The sequence below is a fragment of the Nocardioides pakistanensis genome (assembly GCF_054781215.1).
In genome coordinates, this window is the sequence record NZ_BAAGUV010000075.1 from 1 (window position 1) to 18,203 (window position 18,203).

Annotated in this window: 18 protein-coding genes; 1 reads left to right on the top strand and 17 read right to left on the bottom strand. The window is 71.6% G+C overall.

Annotation, left to right across the window (positions count from 1 at the left end; genetic code table 11):
• Positions 1-60 precede the first annotated feature (60 nt).
• From ACYVIH_RS22365 to ACYVIH_RS22435, 15 genes are all read right to left on the bottom strand, one after another.
• A complete protein-coding gene (locus tag ACYVIH_RS22365; protein ID WP_460871761.1) occupies positions 61-813 on the bottom strand; it encodes a pseudouridine synthase in 753 nt (250 codons plus the stop codon).
• Positions 810-1,472, bottom strand: a complete 663-nt coding sequence (gene scpB, locus ACYVIH_RS22370) for an SMC-Scp complex subunit ScpB (RefSeq protein WP_460871776.1) — start codon at positions 1,470-1,472, stop codon at positions 810-812. The genes ACYVIH_RS22365 and scpB overlap by 4 nt, the downstream gene beginning before the upstream one ends.
• 83 nt (positions 1,473-1,555) lie before the next feature.
• Positions 1,556-2,521, bottom strand: a complete 966-nt coding sequence (locus tag ACYVIH_RS22375; RefSeq protein WP_460871762.1) for a segregation and condensation protein A — start codon at positions 2,519-2,521, stop codon at positions 1,556-1,558.
• Complete coding sequence (locus ACYVIH_RS22380) at positions 2,518-2,886, bottom strand: hypothetical protein (protein ID WP_460871763.1); 369 nt, start codon at positions 2,884-2,886, stop codon at positions 2,518-2,520. Before ACYVIH_RS22380 ends, ACYVIH_RS22375 begins: the two co-directional genes overlap by 4 nt.
• Entirely contained in the window at positions 2,871-3,686 is an 816-nt protein-coding gene (locus ACYVIH_RS22385; RefSeq protein WP_460871777.1) for a ParA family protein, read from the bottom strand. Before ACYVIH_RS22385 ends, ACYVIH_RS22380 begins: the two co-directional genes overlap by 16 nt.
• A gap of 383 nt (positions 3,687-4,069) precedes the next feature.
• A complete protein-coding gene (gene xerD / locus ACYVIH_RS22390; RefSeq protein ID WP_460871778.1) occupies positions 4,070-4,972 on the bottom strand; it encodes a site-specific tyrosine recombinase XerD in 903 nt (300 codons plus the stop codon).
• Positions 4,973-5,031: 59 nt separating this feature from the next.
• Complete coding sequence (gene ald / locus ACYVIH_RS22395) at positions 5,032-6,147, bottom strand: alanine dehydrogenase (RefSeq protein WP_460871764.1); 1,116 nt, start codon at positions 6,145-6,147, stop codon at positions 5,032-5,034.
• Between the two features lie 144 nt (positions 6,148-6,291).
• Positions 6,292-8,031, bottom strand: a complete 1,740-nt coding sequence (locus ACYVIH_RS22400; protein ID WP_460871765.1) for a CTP synthase — start codon at positions 8,029-8,031, stop codon at positions 6,292-6,294.
• A gap of 143 nt (positions 8,032-8,174) precedes the next feature.
• A complete protein-coding gene (locus ACYVIH_RS22405; protein ID WP_460871766.1) occupies positions 8,175-9,116 on the bottom strand; it encodes a copper transporter in 942 nt (313 codons plus the stop codon).
• Positions 9,113-10,327, bottom strand: a complete 1,215-nt coding sequence (gene steA / locus ACYVIH_RS22410; protein WP_460871767.1) for a putative cytokinetic ring protein SteA — start codon at positions 10,325-10,327, stop codon at positions 9,113-9,115. Before steA ends, ACYVIH_RS22405 begins: the two co-directional genes overlap by 4 nt.
• Before the next feature lie 53 nt (positions 10,328-10,380).
• Entirely contained in the window at positions 10,381-12,117 is a 1,737-nt protein-coding gene (gene recN / locus ACYVIH_RS22415) for a DNA repair protein RecN (RefSeq protein ID WP_460871768.1), read from the bottom strand.
• Entirely contained in the window at positions 12,117-13,061 is a 945-nt protein-coding gene (locus tag ACYVIH_RS22420; RefSeq protein WP_460871769.1) for an NAD kinase, read from the bottom strand. Before ACYVIH_RS22420 ends, recN begins: the two co-directional genes overlap by 1 nt.
• Positions 13,058-13,894, bottom strand: coding sequence for a TlyA family RNA methyltransferase (locus ACYVIH_RS22425; RefSeq protein WP_460871770.1), 837 nt, complete (start codon positions 13,892-13,894; stop codon positions 13,058-13,060). The genes ACYVIH_RS22420 and ACYVIH_RS22425 overlap by 4 nt, the downstream gene beginning before the upstream one ends.
• Before the next feature lie 7 nt (positions 13,895-13,901).
• The gene (locus ACYVIH_RS22430; protein WP_460871771.1) at positions 13,902-14,183 is read right to left on the bottom strand and encodes a hypothetical protein; all 282 of its coding nucleotides are present in this window, start codon (positions 14,181-14,183) and stop codon (positions 13,902-13,904) included.
• A gap of 90 nt (positions 14,184-14,273) precedes the next feature.
• The gene (locus ACYVIH_RS22435) at positions 14,274-15,272 is read right to left on the bottom strand and encodes an HAD-IIA family hydrolase (RefSeq protein ID WP_460871772.1); all 999 of its coding nucleotides are present in this window, start codon (positions 15,270-15,272) and stop codon (positions 14,274-14,276) included.
• A 53-nt stretch (positions 15,273-15,325) separates the two neighbouring features.
• On the opposite strand from ACYVIH_RS22435, the gene ACYVIH_RS22440 reads away from it, so the two are divergent.
• Positions 15,326-16,555, top strand: a complete 1,230-nt coding sequence (locus tag ACYVIH_RS22440) for a DUF1015 family protein (protein WP_460871773.1) — start codon at positions 15,326-15,328, stop codon at positions 16,553-16,555.
• A gap of 8 nt (positions 16,556-16,563) precedes the next feature.
• Here ACYVIH_RS22440 and ACYVIH_RS22445 read toward each other — a convergent pair whose 3' ends face one another.
• Both ACYVIH_RS22445 and ACYVIH_RS22450 read right to left on the bottom strand, forming a co-directional pair.
• Positions 16,564-16,938 (bottom strand): single-stranded DNA-binding protein, encoded by a 375-nt coding sequence (locus tag ACYVIH_RS22445; RefSeq protein WP_460871774.1) that lies wholly within the window; start codon positions 16,936-16,938, stop codon positions 16,564-16,566.
• A gap of 115 nt (positions 16,939-17,053) precedes the next feature.
• Positions 17,054-18,046 carry a tetratricopeptide repeat protein gene (locus ACYVIH_RS22450; RefSeq protein WP_460871775.1) on the bottom strand — a complete coding sequence of 331 codons (993 nt, stop codon included), beginning with the start codon at positions 18,044-18,046 and terminating at the stop codon, positions 17,054-17,056.
• Between the last annotated feature and the right edge of the window lie 157 nt (positions 18,047-18,203).

Consider the following 18,203-nt stretch of genomic DNA (forward strand, 5'->3'; position numbering starts at 1 on the left):
TGACACGCGGGGCGAGCACCCGAAACCAGACGCCCTCACACCCCTACCTGCGAGATCGGGTCAGAGCTGCGCGGCATCGAGCAGGGCGCCGAGCTCGTCCCGGGTCAGCTCGCGCAGCTCGCCCTTGCGCAGACCCGTCAGCTGGACCGGGCCGATCGCGGTCCGGGTCAGCCGCGTAACGGGGTGCCCGACGGCGTCCAGGAGCCGGCGCACGATCCGGTTTCGCCCTTCGTGGATGACCAGCTCGACGATGGAGCGACCTCCGTGGCTGGAGATCACCCTGAAGGACGAGACCGAGACCGGGCCGTCCTCGAGCGTCACGCCGTCGAGCACCTGACGGGCCGTGGCGTTGACCACCTGGCCCTTCACCTCGGCGACGTAGGTCTTGTCCGTCTCGTACGACGGGTGCGCCATCCGGTGCGCGAAGTCACCGTCGTTGGTCAACAGGATCAGCCCCTCGGTGTCGGTGTCGAGCCGACCGACGTGGAAGAGCCGCTCGGGTCGGTCCGCGACGAAGTCCGAGAGGGTACGGCGGCCCTCCGGATCCGACATCGTGGACACCACGCCGCGGGGCTTGTTGAGCACGAGGTACACGTGCGGGCTCACCGGGGGGAGGCGCTTGCCGGCGACCCGGATCACCGCCGTGCGGGGGTCGACCTTGGTGCCTAGCCGGGTCACCACCTCCCCGTCGACCTCGACGAGCCCGTCGAGCATCAGCTCCTCGCACTTGCGCCGGCTCGCCACCCCCGACTGCGCGAGCAGCTTCTGCAGCCTGACCAGGTGCTCCTCGTCGTGCTCGTGACCCTCGGTCACCGGGGATCCTCGTCTGCAGCGCCGGCCGGTGCTGCCGGGGCCGCGTCGGCAAGCGTGGGCTGCGACGCCGGCGGCTCCAGCTCGTCGAGGTCGCCCATCTCGGGCAGGAACGGCGCGAGCTCGGGCAGCTCGTCTATCGAGGTGACCCCGATCCGCTCCAGGAAGTAGCTGGTGGTCCGGTAGAGGATCGCGCTGGTCTCCTCGTCGTGGCCGCACTCCTCGACCAGCCCTCGGGCCAGGAGCGTGCGCATCACGCCGTCGACGTTCACCCCGCGCACCGCCGAGACCCGGGCGCGGCTGACCGGCTGCTTGTAGGCCACGACGGCGAGCGTCTCCAGAGCCGCCTGGGTGAGTCGGGCCTGCTGTCCGTCGAGCACGAACTTCTCGACTACCGGGGCGTACTCCTCCCGGGTGTAGAAGCGCCAGCCGCCTGCGACGTTGCGCAGGTCGAAGCCACGGCCCTGTTCGGCGTACCCCTCGGCGAGCTCGCGGAGCGCGGCGACGACCTCGTCGACCGGATACCCGACGGCGGTTGCGAGCGTGACCTCGTCGAGCGGCTGGTCGGCGACCATCAGGACCGCCTCGAGGGCCGGCCGGAGCTCGGCGAGCGGGATCGCCAGCGTCTCCGGCTCGGCGTCCCCGGCGGGCTCGGGGGCCACCGGCTGCTCCTCCGTCTCCGTCGGCTCGGGCGCATCTGTCTGCTCGACGACCTCGTTGGTCTCCGCGTCGTGCTGCTGCTCGCTCACTGGTCTTCCTCGTCGTCGTTCGGGTTCGCCGCCGGTGTGTCCACCTCGTCGGGCGCTGCCTCCGCGGCCTCGGGCGCCGTGTCCGCCGCGTCGGGCGGTGTGTCCCCCGCCTCGGGCGGTGCGCCGTCGAACTCGTCCTGGATCTCGACCTCGCCCTCCTCGGCCCCGGTCCACCGCACGGTCAGCTCACCGAGCGGCGACACCTGGTCGAAGGAGACCGCGCCCTCGCGGAACAGCTCCAGCAGCGACAGGAACCGCGCCACCGTGGTGAGCGTGTCGGGAGAGTCGGCGGCGAGCGCCCGGAACGTCATCGTCTTCTGCCGACGGAGCCGGTCGACCATGATCGCACCCTGCTCCTTGACGCTGACCGTCGGGGCGTGGATGTGCGCCAGCGAGAACTCGTACACGGGCTTGGGGGCGAGTGCCTTCGCCGCCAGCGCCGCGAACTGCTCCAGGCCGATCCCGATCAGCACCTCGGGCAGCAGCCCGGCGAACCGCTCCTCGAGCCCGACCGCCCGCGGGAAGCGCCGCGACTCGCCAGCGATCCGCTTCTCCAGAACCGCCGCGACCTGCTTGTAGGCGCGGTACTGCAGCAGCCGGGCGAACAGCAGGTCCCGTGCCTCGAGCAGGGCGAGGTCCTCCTCGTCCTCCACGTCGCCCTGGGGCAGCAGCCGGGCCGCCTTGAGGTCGAGCAGGGTGGAGGCGACGAGCAGGAACGAGGTGGTCTGCTCGAGGTCCCACACCTCGCCCGCGGCCTTGATGTGCGCGATGAACTCGTCGGTGACCTTCGACAGCGCGACCTCGGTGATGTCGAGCTTGTGCTTGGCGATCAGGCTCAGCAGCAGGTCGAAGGGGCCCTCGAAGTTGTCGAGGCGTACGGCGAAGCCCGACTGAGCCTCCGGCGGCGCCTCCGCGGACTGCTCGACGGGCGCTGCATCGGCGAGGGCGGCCTCGTCGGTCATGCCTGCTTCAGTCGCTGCACGATGACGCTGTCCTCGCCCCGGGCGTCGAGGTCGGCCAGCGCCCAGGCGACCACTTCGCGGACCAGCCGGCCGCGGTCCACCGCGAGGTTGTGGTCGCGACGCAGCAACAGCCGGGCGTGCTCGAGGTCGAGCAGCTCCTCGGCGGTGACGTAGACGGTCATCTTCTCGTCGTGGCGCACGCGGCCACTGGGCCGGCGGCCACGACGGCCGCGGTCGGCGTCACCGTCGGAGCCGCCGCGCTGATCGGTGGCGGGCTGTCCCGGTGCCGCGGACTCAGCGGGCTCGGGTGACGCGGTGGGGCGGAAGAGGTCGTCGGCCTTGGGCAGGCTTACTCGTCGGGACAACGGGCCAGCACCTCACGGGCGAGCTGTCGGTAGGCCTGCGCTCCGGCCGAGCTCCCGGCATAGGACGTGATCGGCTCCCCCGCGACAGTCGAGTCGGAGAACTTCACGGTGCGTCGGATCACCGTGTGGAACACGGTGTCGCCCCACGCCTGGACGAGCCGCTCCATGACCTCGCGGCCGTGCAGGGTGCGACCGTCGTACATCGTGCCGAGCACGCCGTCGATGGTCAGCTTCGGGTTCAGCCGCTCCTTGACCTTGTCGATGGTGGTCTTGAGCAGCGCCACGCCCCGCAGTGCGAAGTACTCGCACTCCAGCGGCACGATCACGCCGTCGGCGGCGGTGAGCGCGTTGACGGTGAGCAGACCGAGGGACGGCTGGCAGTCGATCAGCACGAAGTCGTACTCCGCCACGGCCGGACCGAGCACCCGCTGGAGGGTCTGCTCCCGGGCGACCTCGTGCACGAGCTGGACCTCGGCCGCGGACAGGTCGATGTTGGACGGGAGCAGGTCCATCCCCTCCACGCCCGTGGGCACCACGACGTCGTCGAGACGCACCCCAGGCTCGAGGAGGAGGTTGTAGACGCTCAGCTCCATCTCGTGCGGGTTGAGACCGAGCCCGACCGACAGCGAGCCCTGCGGGTCGAAGTCGACGAGGAGCACCTTGCGGCCGTACTCAGCCAGTGCCGCACCGAGGTTGATGGTCGTCGTGGTCTTGCCCACGCCGCCCTTCTGGTTGCACATCGCGACCACGCGCGCATTGCCGTGCTTGGCCCGGGGGGCCGGCACCGGCAGCTCGGGCATCGGACGGCCGGTGGGCCCGAGCACGGGCTCCTCGTGCCGGAAGGGAAGGGGCTCACTCACGTACGAGGCATCTCCTGGCGGAAGCGTGTCGAGGGGAGGCATCTCGGGAGCAGATGCTCCTGCGGCGAGGTTGCCGTACGGATACGAGTCGTTCACGCTCGCGCCTCCCGTGTCCTGGTCTGCGTTGCGCCAAATGTCGACTCGCCGACAGGTCGGTTTGTCGCAGCAACGCGGCGACTCTATGCGGTGCGCCGTGCGTCCTACAACACGATCGCCCGACGCGGGTACGTCCCCAGTAAACCTGGGGAGGGAGTGTGCAGCGGGCAGGCGCGCCGTACACAGCACACTCCCCCGCTGTGGATAACCCTGGGGACGGTCCGGCGTCAGGCCAGCGCCCGCGGGTGCGCGGTGGCGTAGACCTCGCGCAGGCTGTCGACGGTGACCAGCGTGTACACCTGGGTGGTGGTGACCGAGGCGTGCCCGAGCAGCTCCTGGACCACGCGCACGTCGGCGCCACCGTCGAGCAGGTGTGTGGCGAAGGAGTGACGCAGGGTGTGCGGGGACACCTCGGCCTCGACTCCGGCCCGCTCGGCGGCCTTGGCGAGCACCGCCCAGGCGCTCTGCCGGGACAGCCGGCCGCCGCGTGCATTGAGGAACATCGCCGGGGTGCCCCGTCCGACGCCGGCGAGCTCGGGGCGGCTTCGGACCAGGTATGCCTCGAGCGCCTCCAGGGCGTAGGAGCCGACCGGGACGATCCGCTCCTTGCTGCCCTTGCCGCGCAGCAGCACGCTGCCCTCGGTGCGGTCCAGGTCGTCGAGGTCGAGCCCGACGGCCTCCGAGATCCGCGCACCGGTGCCGTACAGCAGCTCCAGCAGCGCGCGGTCCCGCAGAGCCAGTGCCGTGCCGGGAGCCCCCGCGGCCTCCAGGATCGCCTCGATCTCGGCGAGCGGCAGCGCCTTGGGCAGTCGCTTCGCCGACGCCGGAGGTCGTACGGCGGCCGCCGGGTCCTGCGGGGTCAGACCCTCGCGAACCGCGAACTTGTGGAACCCGCGGACCGCGACGACCGTGCGGGCCGCCGATCCGGCACTCAGCGGCTGGTGCTCCGCGTCGCCCTCCCGCAGCGACATCAAGAACCCACTCACCGCGGACTCGGTGACCTGTGTCAGGTCCTCGACCCCGACCTGCGCCAGGTAGGACACGTAGCGGCGCAGGTCCCGCCGGTAGGACTTCAGCGTGTTGTCGGCCAGCCCCCGCTCGACCATGAGGTGGTCGAGGTAGGTCCTCAGGGCGCGTTGGAGCGGGGTGGGGCCGGTCCTGGTCCCACCCGGCTCCGTCGCGGTCCCGGTCAGGCCAATGCCTCCTCGACCGACCCGTGCTCCATGCCGTGCGCCTCCGCCACGGGCGCGCTGGTCAGCCTGCCGGCGTGCGTGTTGAGCCCCAGGGCCAGCGACCGGTCCTCGCGCAGGGCGCGCTGCCAGCCCTTGTCAGCGAGCGCCGTCGTGTAGGGCAGCGTCGCGTTGGTCAGGGCATAGGTGGAGGTGTTGGGCACCGCCCCGGGCATGTTCGCCACGCAGTAGAAGATCGAGTTGTGCACCTCGAAGGTGGGATCGGCGTGCGTCGTGGGCCGGGTGTCCTCGAAACACCCGCCCTGGTCCACGGCGATGTCCACCAGGACCGACCCCGGCTTCATCTGGGAGACCAGCTCGTTGCTGACCAGCTTCGGTGCTTTGGCCCCGGGGATCAGCACGGCGCCGATGACCAGGTCGGCCTCCAACACCTGCTGCTGGATGGCGAGCTTCGACGAAGCGAGGCCGTGGACGCGGTTGTTGTAGCGCCAGAAGGACATCCGAAGCTTGTCCAGGTCGGTGTCGAGCAGGGTGACGTCGGCGCCCATGCCGAGCGCGATGTTCGCGGCGTTCTGACCCGACACCCCGGCGCCGATCACCACGACCTTGGCGTTGGCCACACCGCCGACACCGCCGAGCAGGACACCACGTCCACCCTGGGCCCGCATCAGCGCGTGCGCCCCCACCTGCGGGGCCAGACAGCCGGCCACCTCGGACATCGGGTACAGCAGCGGCAGGCCGCCCGAAGGCAGCTGGACGGTCTCGTAGGCGATCGCGGTCACCTTGCGGTCCAGCAGCTCCTGGGTGAGGCGCTGGTCCGCCGCGAGGTGGAGGTAGGTGAACAGGGTCTGCCCCTCGCGCATCCGCGCGTACTCCTCGGCGATGGGCTCCTTGACCTTGAGCACCATGTCGGCGGTGCCCCACACGTCGTCGACGCTGTCGAGGACGGTGGCACCCGAGGCGGCGTACTCCTCGTCCGCGATCTGCGACCCGGCACCCGCTCCGGCCTCCACGAAGACCTCGTGACCGTGCTGGACCAGCTCGTGCACGCCCACGGGGGTGATCGCCACCCGGTACTCGTTGTTCTTGACTTCCCTCGGCACGCCGACCTTCACGGTGCGCACTCCCTCCACAAAGTGATCGTCACCACGTCGTCGGGGTGACGCGGCGAGTGTATTGCGTCACGGCGATCACTCAGGGCGCAGGCTCCCGCGACGCGCGGGCGCCGTGCGGGGACGTGCGGTCGGGCCGGCAGGCGGTCAGGACTCCCGGTCCGGCCCGGCGGCGCCGGTGCTCACCAGCTCCTCGTCGCCGTCGGCGGCCGCCGGGCGACGCAGGGACGACTCGTCGATCGGGAACCGCAGCTCGCGCTGGCGCTCCAGGGCCGCACCGACCAGCCCCGCGAACAGCGGGTGCGGGCGGGTCGGTCGCGAACGCAGCTCGGGGTGGGCCTGGGTGGACACGTAGTACGGGTGCACGTCGCGGGGCAGCTCGACGAACTCCACCAGCGTGTCGTCGGGTGAGGTTCCCGAGAACACCAGGCCGGCCTTCTCCAGCTGTCCGCGGTAGGAGTTGTTCACCTCGTAGCGGTGCCGGTGGCGCTCCTCCACGTTGTGCGCGCCGTAGGTCTCGGCGACCACGGAGCCGTCCTTGAGGTGTGCGGGGTACAGACCGAGTCGCATCGTGCCGCCCAGATCGCCCTCCCCGTCGACGAACGCCTTCTGCTCGGCCATCGTCGCGATCACCGGCTCCTGGCACTGCGGGTCGAACTCCGTGGAGTCGGCGTCCTCGATGCCCGCCACGTGCCGGGCGTACTCGATGACCATGCACTGCAGGCCCAGGCACAGGCCCAGCGTCGGGATCTTGTGGGTGCGGGTGTACTCCAGGGCACCGACCTTGCCCTCGATGCCCCGGATGCCGAAGCCGCCGGGGACGCAGACGGCGTCGACGTCGGCCAGGTGCCGCGCGGCACCCTCGGCGGTCTGGCACTCGTCGGAGGGCACCCACCGCAGCTGCACCTTGGCCTCGTGCGCGAACCCGCCGGCTCGCAGCGCCTCGGCGACAGAGAGGTAGGCGTCGGGGAGGTCGACGTACTTGCCGACCAGCGCCACGGTCACCTCCTCGGCGGGGTGGTGCACCCGGCGGAGCAGGTCGTCCCACTGCGTCCAGTCGACGTCGCGGAACGGGAGGTTGAGACGTCGTACGACGAACGCGTCGAGGCCCTCGCTGTGCAGCACCTTGGGGATGTCGTAGATCGACGGGGCGTCGACCGCGGCGACCACGGCCTCCTCCTCCACGTCGCACATCAAGGAGATCTTGCGCTTGACCGAGTCGGGGATCTCGCGGTCCGAGCGGCACACGATCGCGTCGGGCTGGATACCGATCGACCTGAGCGCCGCCACCGAGTGCTGCGTGGGCTTGGTCTTGAGTTCCCCGGAGGGGGCGAGATAGGGCACGAGGGAGACGTGGAGGAAGAAGACGTTGTCGCGGCCGACGTCGTGGCGCACCTGCCGTGCGGCCTCGAGGAACGGCTGGGACTCGATGTCGCCGACCGTGCCGCCGACCTCGGTGATCACCACGTCGATGTCCGGCCCGGCCATCGCGCGAACCCGTTCCTTGATCTCGTTGGTGATGTGCGGGATCACCTGCACGGTGTCGCCGAGGTAGTCGCCGCGTCGCTCCTTGGCGATCACCCGCGAGTACACCTGGCCGGTCGTGACGTTGGCGATCTGGCTCAGGTCCTCGTCGAGGAACCGCTCGTAGTGGCCGATGTCGAGGTCGGTCTCCCCGCCGTCGTTGGTGACGAACACCTCACCGTGCTGGAACGGGTTCATCGTCCCCGGGTCCACGTTGAGGTAGGGGTCGAGCTTCTGCATGGTCACCCGCAGCCCGCGAGCCTTGAGGAGGTTCCCCAGGCTGGAGGCGGTCAGCCCCTTGCCGAGGGAGGAGGCGACGCCTCCGGTGACGAAGACGTGCTTGGTTGGCTGCGATGCGGCCAAGGCAACTCCCGTGGTCTCGGTGCCGGACCTCGCTGACCGGGCCAGCGAAGAGGCGGTTGGAATCCAACCGTCCACGGGGTTCTAGGCTACCAACAAGGTGCCCGGCATGGCGAAGCCGCGCCGGGCGGGTCGCAGACGGGGCGTCACTCCGCGGCGGGCAGGACACCGTCGGCGGCGTCGACCGCCCCGTAGTGCCCGGCGGCACCGTCGGCCTGCTCGGCCAGCGCCATCACCGCCACCACCTGTCCGGGGACCCGGTCCACGGTGTCGACGGTGGAGACCTCCTGCGCGGTGACCACCTCGCGCCGCACCGCCTCGAGCGCGCCTCCGGAGCGGGCCGCGGCGATCGGGCCGCCCACGACCACCCCGTCGGTGCCCTCGTCCAGGGCGCCGACCAGAGCGGCCAGCACGGCACTGGCACCCTCGCGCTCCTCGGCGTCGGCACTGCCGGCGCCGGTGACGACCAGGACCAGGCTGCCCCGCCGGGTGATCTCGCCGGCCGGCGACATCAGGTCCGCGGTGCTCAGCCCGGACATGATCGAGCTGGCGGCGTCGTCCATGGCCGCGCCGCCGTCCTCGTCGGTGGCGACCGCCCGGGCGATGATCGCGCCGAGCCGCTCGTAGGTGCCGGCGTCGTCGGGCACCGTGACGTCGTTGACCCCGTCGAGGAGCTGGCTGCCCAGCTCGTCGACGAGCTGCTTGTTGCCCACGTCGAGGAGCCCCTCGGCTGCTCGGACCGTCCCACCCACGGTGCCGCCGGCGGTCTCGACGAGCTCGGAGACGGACCCGACCACCGACTCGTCGGCTCCCGGCATCACCAGCAGCGTCACCGTGCGCTCCTTCAGGGAGCCACCGACCAGCTCGGGAGCCACCGCGCTGGTGAAGTCGTCGGTGAACGCGTTGCCGGCACCGAGCGCCTGCACCTGGGCGCGCAGGTCGGCCTTGGCCTTGCGATCGGCCTCGACCTGCTCGACCAGGGTGTTGTCGACCTCCCCCTTGAGCGGGCCACCGCCGAGAGCCACCCCCACCGCGAGTGCCAGGAAGACCGAGACGATCGAGACGATGTGGTAGCGGAAAGAGATCACGTGAGAAGTCCTTGGAACCAGTCGGTTGCGTCGCTGAGCCAGCTCTGTACGGCGTCCCACCACTCCTGGCCCACCGGCGTGCCGGCGACCGCGACGAGCAGGGCCACGATGCCGGCCAGGAGCACGGCGAGGAGGTGCCACACCCGGACTCGGCCGGAGTAGAGCGAGGGGACGCTCTTGGCGTCGACGAGCTTGGGGCCGACGCGGAGCCGGGTGAGGAAGGTGCCGGCCAGGCCGGCGCGATGGCTGTCGAGGAACTCGGTGAGCGTCGCGTGCGTGCCCACCGACACGATCAAGGACGCACCGGCGAGGTCGGCCAGCAGGAGCGCGACGTCCTCGGTCGTCCCGGAGGCGGAGAAGTTCTGGGTGCGCACGCCGATCCGGTCGAGCCTTTCCGCGCCGACCGCGCGGCCGGCCCGGTCGCTGTGCAGCACGACCTCCCGGGCGCCGCGCAGCGCCTTGTCGGAGACCGACGCACGCTCGGCGCCGCGCCCGCCCTGGGCCAGGCCCGCCTCGCCGACCACCACGACGTCGGGACGGTGCCCGGCCTCGAGCAGCGCGTCGGCTCCTCCGTCAACGCCGACGAGGACCGGCCGCTGCTCGCGGATGTAGCGCTTCAGCCCGCGTAGGTCCTCGCGGTAGTCGTAACCCCGCACGACCACCACGACGGGTCGACCCTCGAGCCGAGTGCGGAGGCTCGGAGCGCCCTGGCCGTGCAGCAGCAGGTCCTGCTCCCGGCGGAGGAACTCCGTCGTGTTGTGCGTGAAGCTCTGCAGCTGGGTCGCCAGACCGCCGCGGGCCTGCTCCATGAGCTCGGCGATGTCCTCGGCGGTCAGCTGGCTGCCCGAGACGACCGGTTGGTCCTTCACGTAGAGCCGGCCGTCGTGGATGCGCACCGAGCTCCCGTCCTCGACCTTGCCGAACACCTCAGCACCGACGTCGTCGAGGAGCACGACACCGGCCCGGGCGAGGAGCTCGGGACCGAGGTTGGGGTAACGGCCGGAGATGAACGGCGAGGCGTTCACGACGGCGGTCACTCCCGCGTCGAGCAGCGCCTCGGCGCTCGCCCGGTCCAGGTCCAGGTGGTCCAGCACCGCGATGTCACCAGGCTTGAGCCGGCGCACCAGGCTGCTGGTGCGCCGATCCACCCGAGCGGTGCCCACCGTTCCGGGCAGGGCTGCATCGGTTCGTTGTCGTGAGGGGAACTTCATCGCGCTGCAATCCTGCCACGCAGCCGAGTGAGTTCCGGTCAGGCGACGCCCGCTCAGCGGGTCGGCGTGCGCGCCTCCTGCGCAGCCTCGAGAAGCTCTTGGGCATGCGCCATCGCGGTCTCGGAGTCCTCGAGGCCGGCCAGCATCCGGGACAGCTCGCGCACCCGCTCCGCCTCGCTGAGGGCGACCAGGCCCGAGGTGGTGACCACGCCGTCGCTGCTCTTGCGCACCACCTGGTGCTGGTCGGCGAAGGCCGCCACCTGCGGCAGGTGTGTGACAACGAGCACTTGGGCGTGTCGGGCGAGCATCGCCAGCCGTCGGCCGACCTCGACGGCCGCCTTCCCGCCCACCCCGGCGTCGACCTCGTCGAACACGAAGGTCGGCACCGGGTTGGTCTCGGCCAGCGCCACCTCGATCGCGAGCATCACCCGGGACAGCTCGCCGCCGGAGGCGCCGCGTCCGAGCGGCCTGGGCTCGGCGCCCTTGTTGGCCGCGAGCAGGATCTCCACGTCGTCGATGCCCGAGGCGGAGAAGGCCAGCGTCCGCTCCCCCACTGCCAGGCCGTCCTCGTCGGGGGTCTGGGTGACCTCGATGGTCAGGCTGGCGTGCGGCATCGCCAGGGACGCCAGCTCGCCGGTGACGATCTTCGCCAGCTTGGCGGCTGCTTTTCTGCGCAGGCCGCTGAGCGTCGCACCTGTCTCGGCGAGGGCCGCGCGCAGCTCGGTGCGCCGCTGACGCAACGTCTCGATCAGGCCTTCGGTGTCGTCGAGCAGCAGCAGCCGTTCGGCGGCCTGTGCGGACCAGGCAAGCACCTCGTCGATGGTCTCGCCGTACTTGCGGGTCAGCGCCGTGAGCGCCGCCCGGCGGTCGGAGACCGTCGCGAGCCTGGCCGGGTCGGTGTCGATGCCCGCGGCGTAGGAGGAAACGTCGGCGGCGACGTCGGAGAGCAGGTAGCTCACCTCCGCCAGCCGGTCGGCCAGGCCCGCGACCTCGACGTCGTGCTCGCGGACGGAGTCGAGCAGCTTGCGCGCAGCGGAGACCGCTGCGAGTGCGTCGGCGGCCCCCTCCTCGGAGGAGAGCGCCTCGCGTGCCTGGACAGCGGCGTTGCGCAGCGTGTCGGCGAAGCCGAGCCGCGCCTCCTCGGCGGCCAGCCGCTCGTCCTCGCCGGGCTCAGGAGAGACCGCCTCGATCTCGTCGAGACCGAACCGCAGGAGGTCCGCCTCGCGGGCACGTTCCCGGGCGGTGCGGACGACCTCCTCGAGCTCGGCCTCGGTGTCCTTCAGCTCGCGGTAGAGGTCGGCGTACTTCTCCCTGGCGCGCAGCGCGGCCGCGCCCGCGAAGGTGTCGAGCGCCTCGCGCTGCGCCGCGGGACGCAGCAGCCGGTGCTGGTCGGACTGTCCGTGGACCGCGACCAGAGGGTCGACGAGCTCGCTGAGCGCCGACACCGGCACCGACACGCCCCCGGCGAAGGCGCGCGAGCGACCCTCGGCGGAGATCTGCCGGGCGATCAGCAGCCGGCCGTCCTCGATCTCGCCGCCGAGCTCCTCGACGGTCTCGCGCAGCTCGGGCCCGGCGGCCTCGAGGTTGAGCAGGCCCTCCACGCGGGCCGCCTTCGCCCCGGTGCGCACCGCCCCGGAGTCCGCGCGTCCACCCAGGAGCAGACCGAGCGCGGTGACCACCATGGTCTTTCCGGCACCGGTCTCACCGGTGATCACGGTCAGCCCGGGCGCCACCTCGAGGACCGACTCGTCGATCACGCCCAGGGACCGGATGCGCAGCTCCTCGAGCACTACTCGGCTCCGTTCTCACGGTTGCGCCGGCGCTCGGCGGCTCCGCGCCAGCCCTGGACCGGCAGCCCGAACTTCGCGACCAGCCGGTCGGTGAACGGCGCCTGGTGCAGCCGGACCAACCGGACCGGTGTGGTTCCTCGGCGTACCTCGATCCGGGCGCCGGGCGGCAGCTCCACGGTGCGGCGTCCGTCGCACCACAGGACTCCGGCGGTATCGGTGCGCGCGAGCACCTCGACGGCCAGCACCGAGGTCGGGGCCACCACCAGCGGTCGGGCGAACAGGGCGTGGGCACTGATCGGCACCATCAGCAGCGCCTCGACGCCGGGCCAGACGATCGGACCGCCGGCGCTGAAGTTGTAGGCCGTGGAGCCTGTGGGTGTCGCGCACACCACCCCGTCGCAGCCCCAGCGGGACAGCGGGCGGCCGTCCACCCCGACGACCACCTCGAGCATGCGCTCCCGGGCCGCCTTCTCCACGCTGGCCTCGTTGAGGGCCCAGGTGGTGGCGATCAGCTCCTGGCCCTGGTAGACCGAGACATCCACGGTCATCCGCTGGTCGGAGGTGTAGCGGCGGTGGACGATCGCGTCGATCGTGAACTCCACGTCGTCGTGCTCGGCCTCGGCCAGGAACCCGACATGGCCGAGGTTGACGCCGAGGACCGGTGTGCCGGTCTCCCGGGTCAGCTCTGCCGCCCGCAGAATGGTGCCGTCGCCCCCGATCACCACGGCGAGCTCGCAGCCTGCGGTCGCCTGCCCGTCGCACTCGACGGTCTCGAGCCCCTCGAGGCTGAGCCCCAGGTCCTCGGCCTCCTGCTTGAGGACCCGAACGCCGAGACCGTGCTTGTCGAGGGCATGGCAGAACTGCCGGGCAACCTCGCGGGCGTCGTCGCGGCCGGTGTGGGCGAGCACGAACACGCGGCGGCTGGGGGGTTCGGTTCCGTTCACGCGTCCAGCCTCTCATCAGCCACCGACGGCACGGCGGGCCGCCGGACCTCACGCTCGATGTCATCGTGGCCGATCTCGGCCTGCCCGCGCCTCATCCACAAGAAGAACTCGACGTTGCCCGATGGACCCGGCAGTGGGCTGGTGGTCACCGCCCTGGCGCCCCACCCGCGGCGTGCGGCCGCCTCGGCGACGGATCCGACCGCTTCGGCGCGGAGGGCCAGGTCGCGGACCACGCCGCCCTTGCCCACCCGGTCCTTGCCCACCTCGAACTGCGGCTTGACCATCAGCACCAGGTCGCCGTCGTCCCTGGTCACCCCGATCAGCGCATCGAGCACGAGCTCGAGGGAGATGAACGACAGGTCGCCGACGACCACGTCGACCGGCCCGCCGATCTGCTCGACCGACAGCTCGCGGACGTTGGTCCGGTCGTGCACCACGACCCGGGGGTCCTGCTGCAGGCTCCACGCGAGCTGCCCGTAGCCGACGTCGACCGCGACCACCTCGGCCGCCTCGTGTCGGAGGAGCACGTCGGTGAACCCGCCCGTGGACGCACCCGCATCCAGGCATCGGCGGGCGGAGACCTCCAGCCCCCGAGGCGCGAAGGCCGCGAGCGCGCCGGCCAGCTTGTGACCGCCTCGCGAGACGAAGTCAGGGCGCTCGGGATCCTCGGTCACCACCAGAGCGACGTCGGTGGTGACTCCGGTCGCGGGCTTGGTCGCGACCGAGCCGGCGACCTTCACGCGCTTGGCGGCGATCAGCTCGCTGGCGTGCTCACGGGACCGGGCCAGGCCCCGTCGGACCAGCTCGGCGTCGAGGCGGAGTCGTCGCGGCATCGCTGCCTCAGCGTGGGCGAGGCCCTGGGTACGGGCCGCCGGCGGGTCCAGGTCGAGGACCCGGCGCACCGGGCTCCCGCGCGGCGTCGGAGAGCGCCGAGCGCAACGTCTCGTGAGCGGCCTCGAACACGGCCACGTGCTCCTCCAGAGGACGACCCTCCAGGCCGGCGACCGCGTGCAGAACCTCGTCGATCCTCTCGTCCCCGGTCGCCTCGAGCGGTGCCGGGTCATCGTGCGTGTGCACGTCGCGCTCGGGCGTGTCCGTCTCCGGGTCGTTGTGCTCACTCACTGGCTGGTGCCTCACCATCTGCTTGCTCGGGCTGCGGGATTCGCGTGGGACGGCCGAACCCACCGTGCCGCCTCAACGGCCTGGTTCACGCTACATCGGAGGCGTCAGGCCGTCGGGATCGACGCTCTCGCCGGTCGCGTCCAGATGCGCCCAGGCCGCATGCGCCAGCACCCGCCACCAGTCGGCCGGATCCCCCGCTCCGTCGATCTTGACCGTGCCGTGACCGGCCACCGCGCGCCAGCCACCCAGCTCGTGGCCACCGTCGCGGACCACCGGCACCCCGTGGGGCAGCCCCAGCCCCTCCAGCCCTGCGGAGAGGTACGTCGGACGGTGGGCCGGCGCCGCCGCGACCAGCTCTGCGACCCCGGTGACCCCGGTCAGCACGAGCAGGCTGTCGAGGCCGGCGTTGCGGGCCCCTTCGATGTCGGTGTCGAGACGATCGCCGACCACCAGCGGTCTGCTGCCACCGACGCGCCGCTGGGTCTCCTCGAACAACGGCGGGAGGGGTTTGCCGGCGACCACCGGCTCCCGGTTCGCGAACCTCGCCACTGCTTCGACGAGCACGCCGTTGCCCGGGCCGTGCCCCCGCGGCGTCGGGACGCTGATGTCGAGGTTCGTGGCGACCCACGGCAGCCCCTCGCGCACCAGGATCGCGCCCTCGCTGACCGTGCCCCATCGCAGATCCGCGTAGTAGCCCGAGACGACCGCCGCCGGGTCGTCGTCGGCGGACTGCACCGGTCCCAGACCCCGCTCCTGGAGCGCCTCGAACAGTCCGGGTCCACCGATGACGAAGACCGCGGCGCCCGGCTCCAGCCACTCCGCCAGGAGGCGCGCCGCCGCCTGCGCAGAGGTCACGACATCGTCTTCCTCAGCAGGGATGCCCAGGCGGCTGAGGTGCTCGGCCACCGCGGCCGGCGGCCGGGCGGCGTTGTTGGTGACATAGGCAAGATGCATCCCCGCGGCCGCGGCCGCCGCCAGGTGCTGCGGCACCCCCGGCACCGCGTGGGGACCGATGTAGACCACGCCGTCGAGGTCGAGCATCGCGAGGTCGTAGACCGACCACAGCGGCTCTCGGCTCTCCTTCAACACGTCCCGCGACTCTCCTTTGGCGTGGTCGGTGGTGCTGCTCGTACGATGCACCGATGGCCGGCACCGGTGGACGCGCACCTCTCGTGCTGGCCCCGTTCCGGGGCCTGCGCTTCGACGCATCCGTCGTCGGTGACCTCGGTTCGGTGATCTCACCGCCGTACGACGTCCTGGATGCCGACACGGTGCGCGAGCTCGAGGCCCGCAACCGGCGCAACATCGTCCGGCTGATTCTCCCACGCAGCCACGAGGGGCCCTACCTCGCGGTGCGCCGCCGGCTCGAGACCTGGCGAGCAGAGGGCTGCCTGGTCCCCGACCGGGAGCCCGGCCTGTACCTGTACGAGTACACCGTCGACGGGTCCACCGTGCGCGGCCTGGTGGGGCTCGTCGGCCTGCGCGAGGAGCGCGACATGGTCGTGCTGCCGCACGAGGACGTGATGCCCGGCCCGGTCGAGGATCGGACGGTGCTCATGCGCACCACGGGAACCAACCCGGAACCGATCCTGCTCGTGCACCACGGCCCGCCCGCGCTCCGGGACCTGCTCGGCCGGGTGGCGTCGCGCCGACCGTTGGAGGACTTCACCACCCGCGAAGCAGGCCACCACCGCCTCTGGTCGATCACGGCTCCGGACGAGCTGGCGGAGATCGCGCAGCTGCTCGCACCGGGCCAGGTGCTGATCGCCGACGGGCACCACCGCTACGCGGCCTACCTCGCGCTGCAGCGTGAGGAGCGCCCCACCGGGGCTCCTCCCGGTGCCTCGCCCTGGGACTACGGGCTGGCGATGGTCGTCGACCAGGGCGACCACCCGCTGACGGTGGGCCCCATCCACCGCTTCGTGACAGGCATGACCTTGTCGGACGTACTCGACGCTGTTGCTGAGCGCGACGACCAGTCCGCAGTGCCGGTGGCTCGCGACGCAGCCCTGGCTGCAGTCTCGGACCCAGCCGCCCGTGACCCGGACCAGGCGGTGTTCGCGCTGTCCGACGGGCGCGCCTGGGTGCGCCTGACCGCACCGCGGACGCACGACGTCGACGCTGCGGTCCTGCACACCGGACTCCTGCCGGCCTGGAACGTCAGTGAGGAGCAGGTGGGCTACCACCACTCGATCGACCAAGCGGTGCAGATGACCGCCCGGCATCCCGGCGTGGTGATCGGCGTCCGCCCGCCCGGCCTTCATCAGGTGATGGTCGCCGCAAGCCGCGGCGAGCGGATGCCCCGGAAGTCGACCTCGTTCAGCCCCAAGCCCCGGATGGGCCTGGTGCTCCGGGACCTTCGCGACGCCTGAGCAGCCCCTCAGCCCGCCGGCCGCTCCCGGGTCGCACGCTCCAGGCGGCGACCGCTGAGCACCTCCACCTCGAGTCGCGTGGTCGCCCCGCCGCCGTCACGGAAGAACCTGCGCCGCAGCGCACCCTCCAGCTCGACCCGGTCCCCGACCTGCCAGCACGCCACGCTGCGGCGGACCCGGCTGCCCCACGCGGCACAGTCGACCCAGTCCGACACCTGCTTGGACCGGGCCGTCATGGCCGTGCGCCCACGCGCCATCACCAGGCGGAAGACGACCACGCGATCACCACTGGGCAGCTCACGCTCCAGGGGGGTCGAGGAGACCCGCCCGATCAGGCAGACCGCGTTGCGTTCTTCGACTTCCACTGCTTCCTGGGTGCTCATCCACACCACCTCCATGAGCGAGGCTCGCAGGTCGCCGGGAGCCCCGGCGGGTCCCTTCGGCGGTCTGTGCACAACAGCAGCCCGCGACGCGATGTGGAGAGCCGATGGCCGAAGCTCAGGCCAGTTCCCCGGTATCCTCCGCCACATCGCCGAGCTCCGTGTCACTGTCCTCGAGGAACGTGATGCCCTCCAGCTCGGCCGCTCGCTCGGCCGCGTCGGTGATCCCCTCACCGTCGATCGCCACCGTGCGGTGGAACCACTCCACCGCCTCGTCCCGGCGCCCGGCAGCGAGCAGCGTGTCCGCGTACGCGTAGCGCAGTCGCACCACCCAGTCCGCGCGAGTCCGGGACCGTAACGGGGCGTTCTCCAGGGTGCGGACGGCCGCGTCCAGGTCGCCCATGTCGCGGCGGGCCCCAGCTTCCACGATGGTCATCTCGGCCTGCTGGTCGGGCGGCAGGTTCTCTACCGCGGGGCTCTTGGCAAGTGCCAATGCCTTCTCGGGCCGGCCCAGCGCACGCTCGCAGTCGGCCATCACTGCCAGGTAGTCGTTGGCGCCGTTGATCCGCTTGGCCGCTCGAAGTTCGGAGAGCGCCTCAGCGTACTCACCGGCGGCGTAGGCGGCCTCGCCGCACGCCTCACGCACCACCGCGACCCTGGCCGCGCGGGCCCGGGCAGCCAGGGTGTGCTCGTAGGCGGTCCTCGGGTCCTCGTCGATCAGCTGGCCGGCTGCGACGAGATGCCGGGCTACGCGGGCAGCGAGCTTCTCGGGCAGTCCTCGCAGCTGCTGGCGAACGGACCGGTCCAGCTCGGAGCCGGTGATCGACTCATCGAGGGGCGGACCGTCGTAGCGCGCCTGGTCCTCGCTGCGCGGCCGGCGCTCGCGCTGCTCCTCCTCGCGGCGCGGACGGCTCCACTGCTTGCCGCCACCGGATCCGCCCTGGCCGCGGCCGCGCGACGGCGCCGAGTCGCGACGACCTTCAGCGCCTCGGCGAGGGGCCTCCCCGCGGCGCGGTGAATCGCCGCCGCGCGCGGAGTCGGAGCCCCGTCGGGGCCCACCGGATGCGGACGGCTTGCGGCGGGGGTCGTTGGAGCGTCGTTCCTGCGGCACTGCGGGTCAGTCCTTCCTCTCGCGCACGACTTCAAGCATGCCCGAAAACGACTAGTGGCCACCCCGAGGGGTGGCCACTAGCGAATGTTATGTCCGGCGACGTCCTACTCTCCCACACACTCGCGTGTGCAGTACCATCGGCGCTGAAAGGCTTAAC

What these genes read in the sequence shown, in the direction of transcription:
- ACYVIH_RS22385 (WP_460871777.1), bottom strand. Translation starts at nt 3,686, where the DNA reads ATGCCCGAGCTGCCGGTGCCGGCCCCCCGGGCCAAGCACGGCAATGCG.
- ACYVIH_RS22375 (WP_460871762.1), bottom strand. Translation starts at nt 2,521, where the DNA reads ATGACCGACGAGGCCGCCCTCGCCGATGCAGCGCCCGTCGAGCAGTCC.
- ACYVIH_RS22425 (WP_460871770.1), bottom strand. Translation starts at nt 13,894, where the DNA reads ATGCCGCGACGACTCCGCCTCGACGCCGAGCTGGTCCGACGGGGCCTG.
- ACYVIH_RS22440 (WP_460871773.1), top strand. Translation starts at nt 15,326, where the DNA reads ATGGCCGGCACCGGTGGACGCGCACCTCTCGTGCTGGCCCCGTTCCGG.
- ACYVIH_RS22445 (WP_460871774.1), bottom strand. Translation starts at nt 16,938, where the DNA reads ATGAGCACCCAGGAAGCAGTGGAAGTCGAAGAACGCAACGCGGTCTGC.
- steA (WP_460871767.1), bottom strand. Translation starts at nt 10,327, where the DNA reads ATGAAGTTCCCCTCACGACAACGAACCGATGCAGCCCTGCCCGGAACG.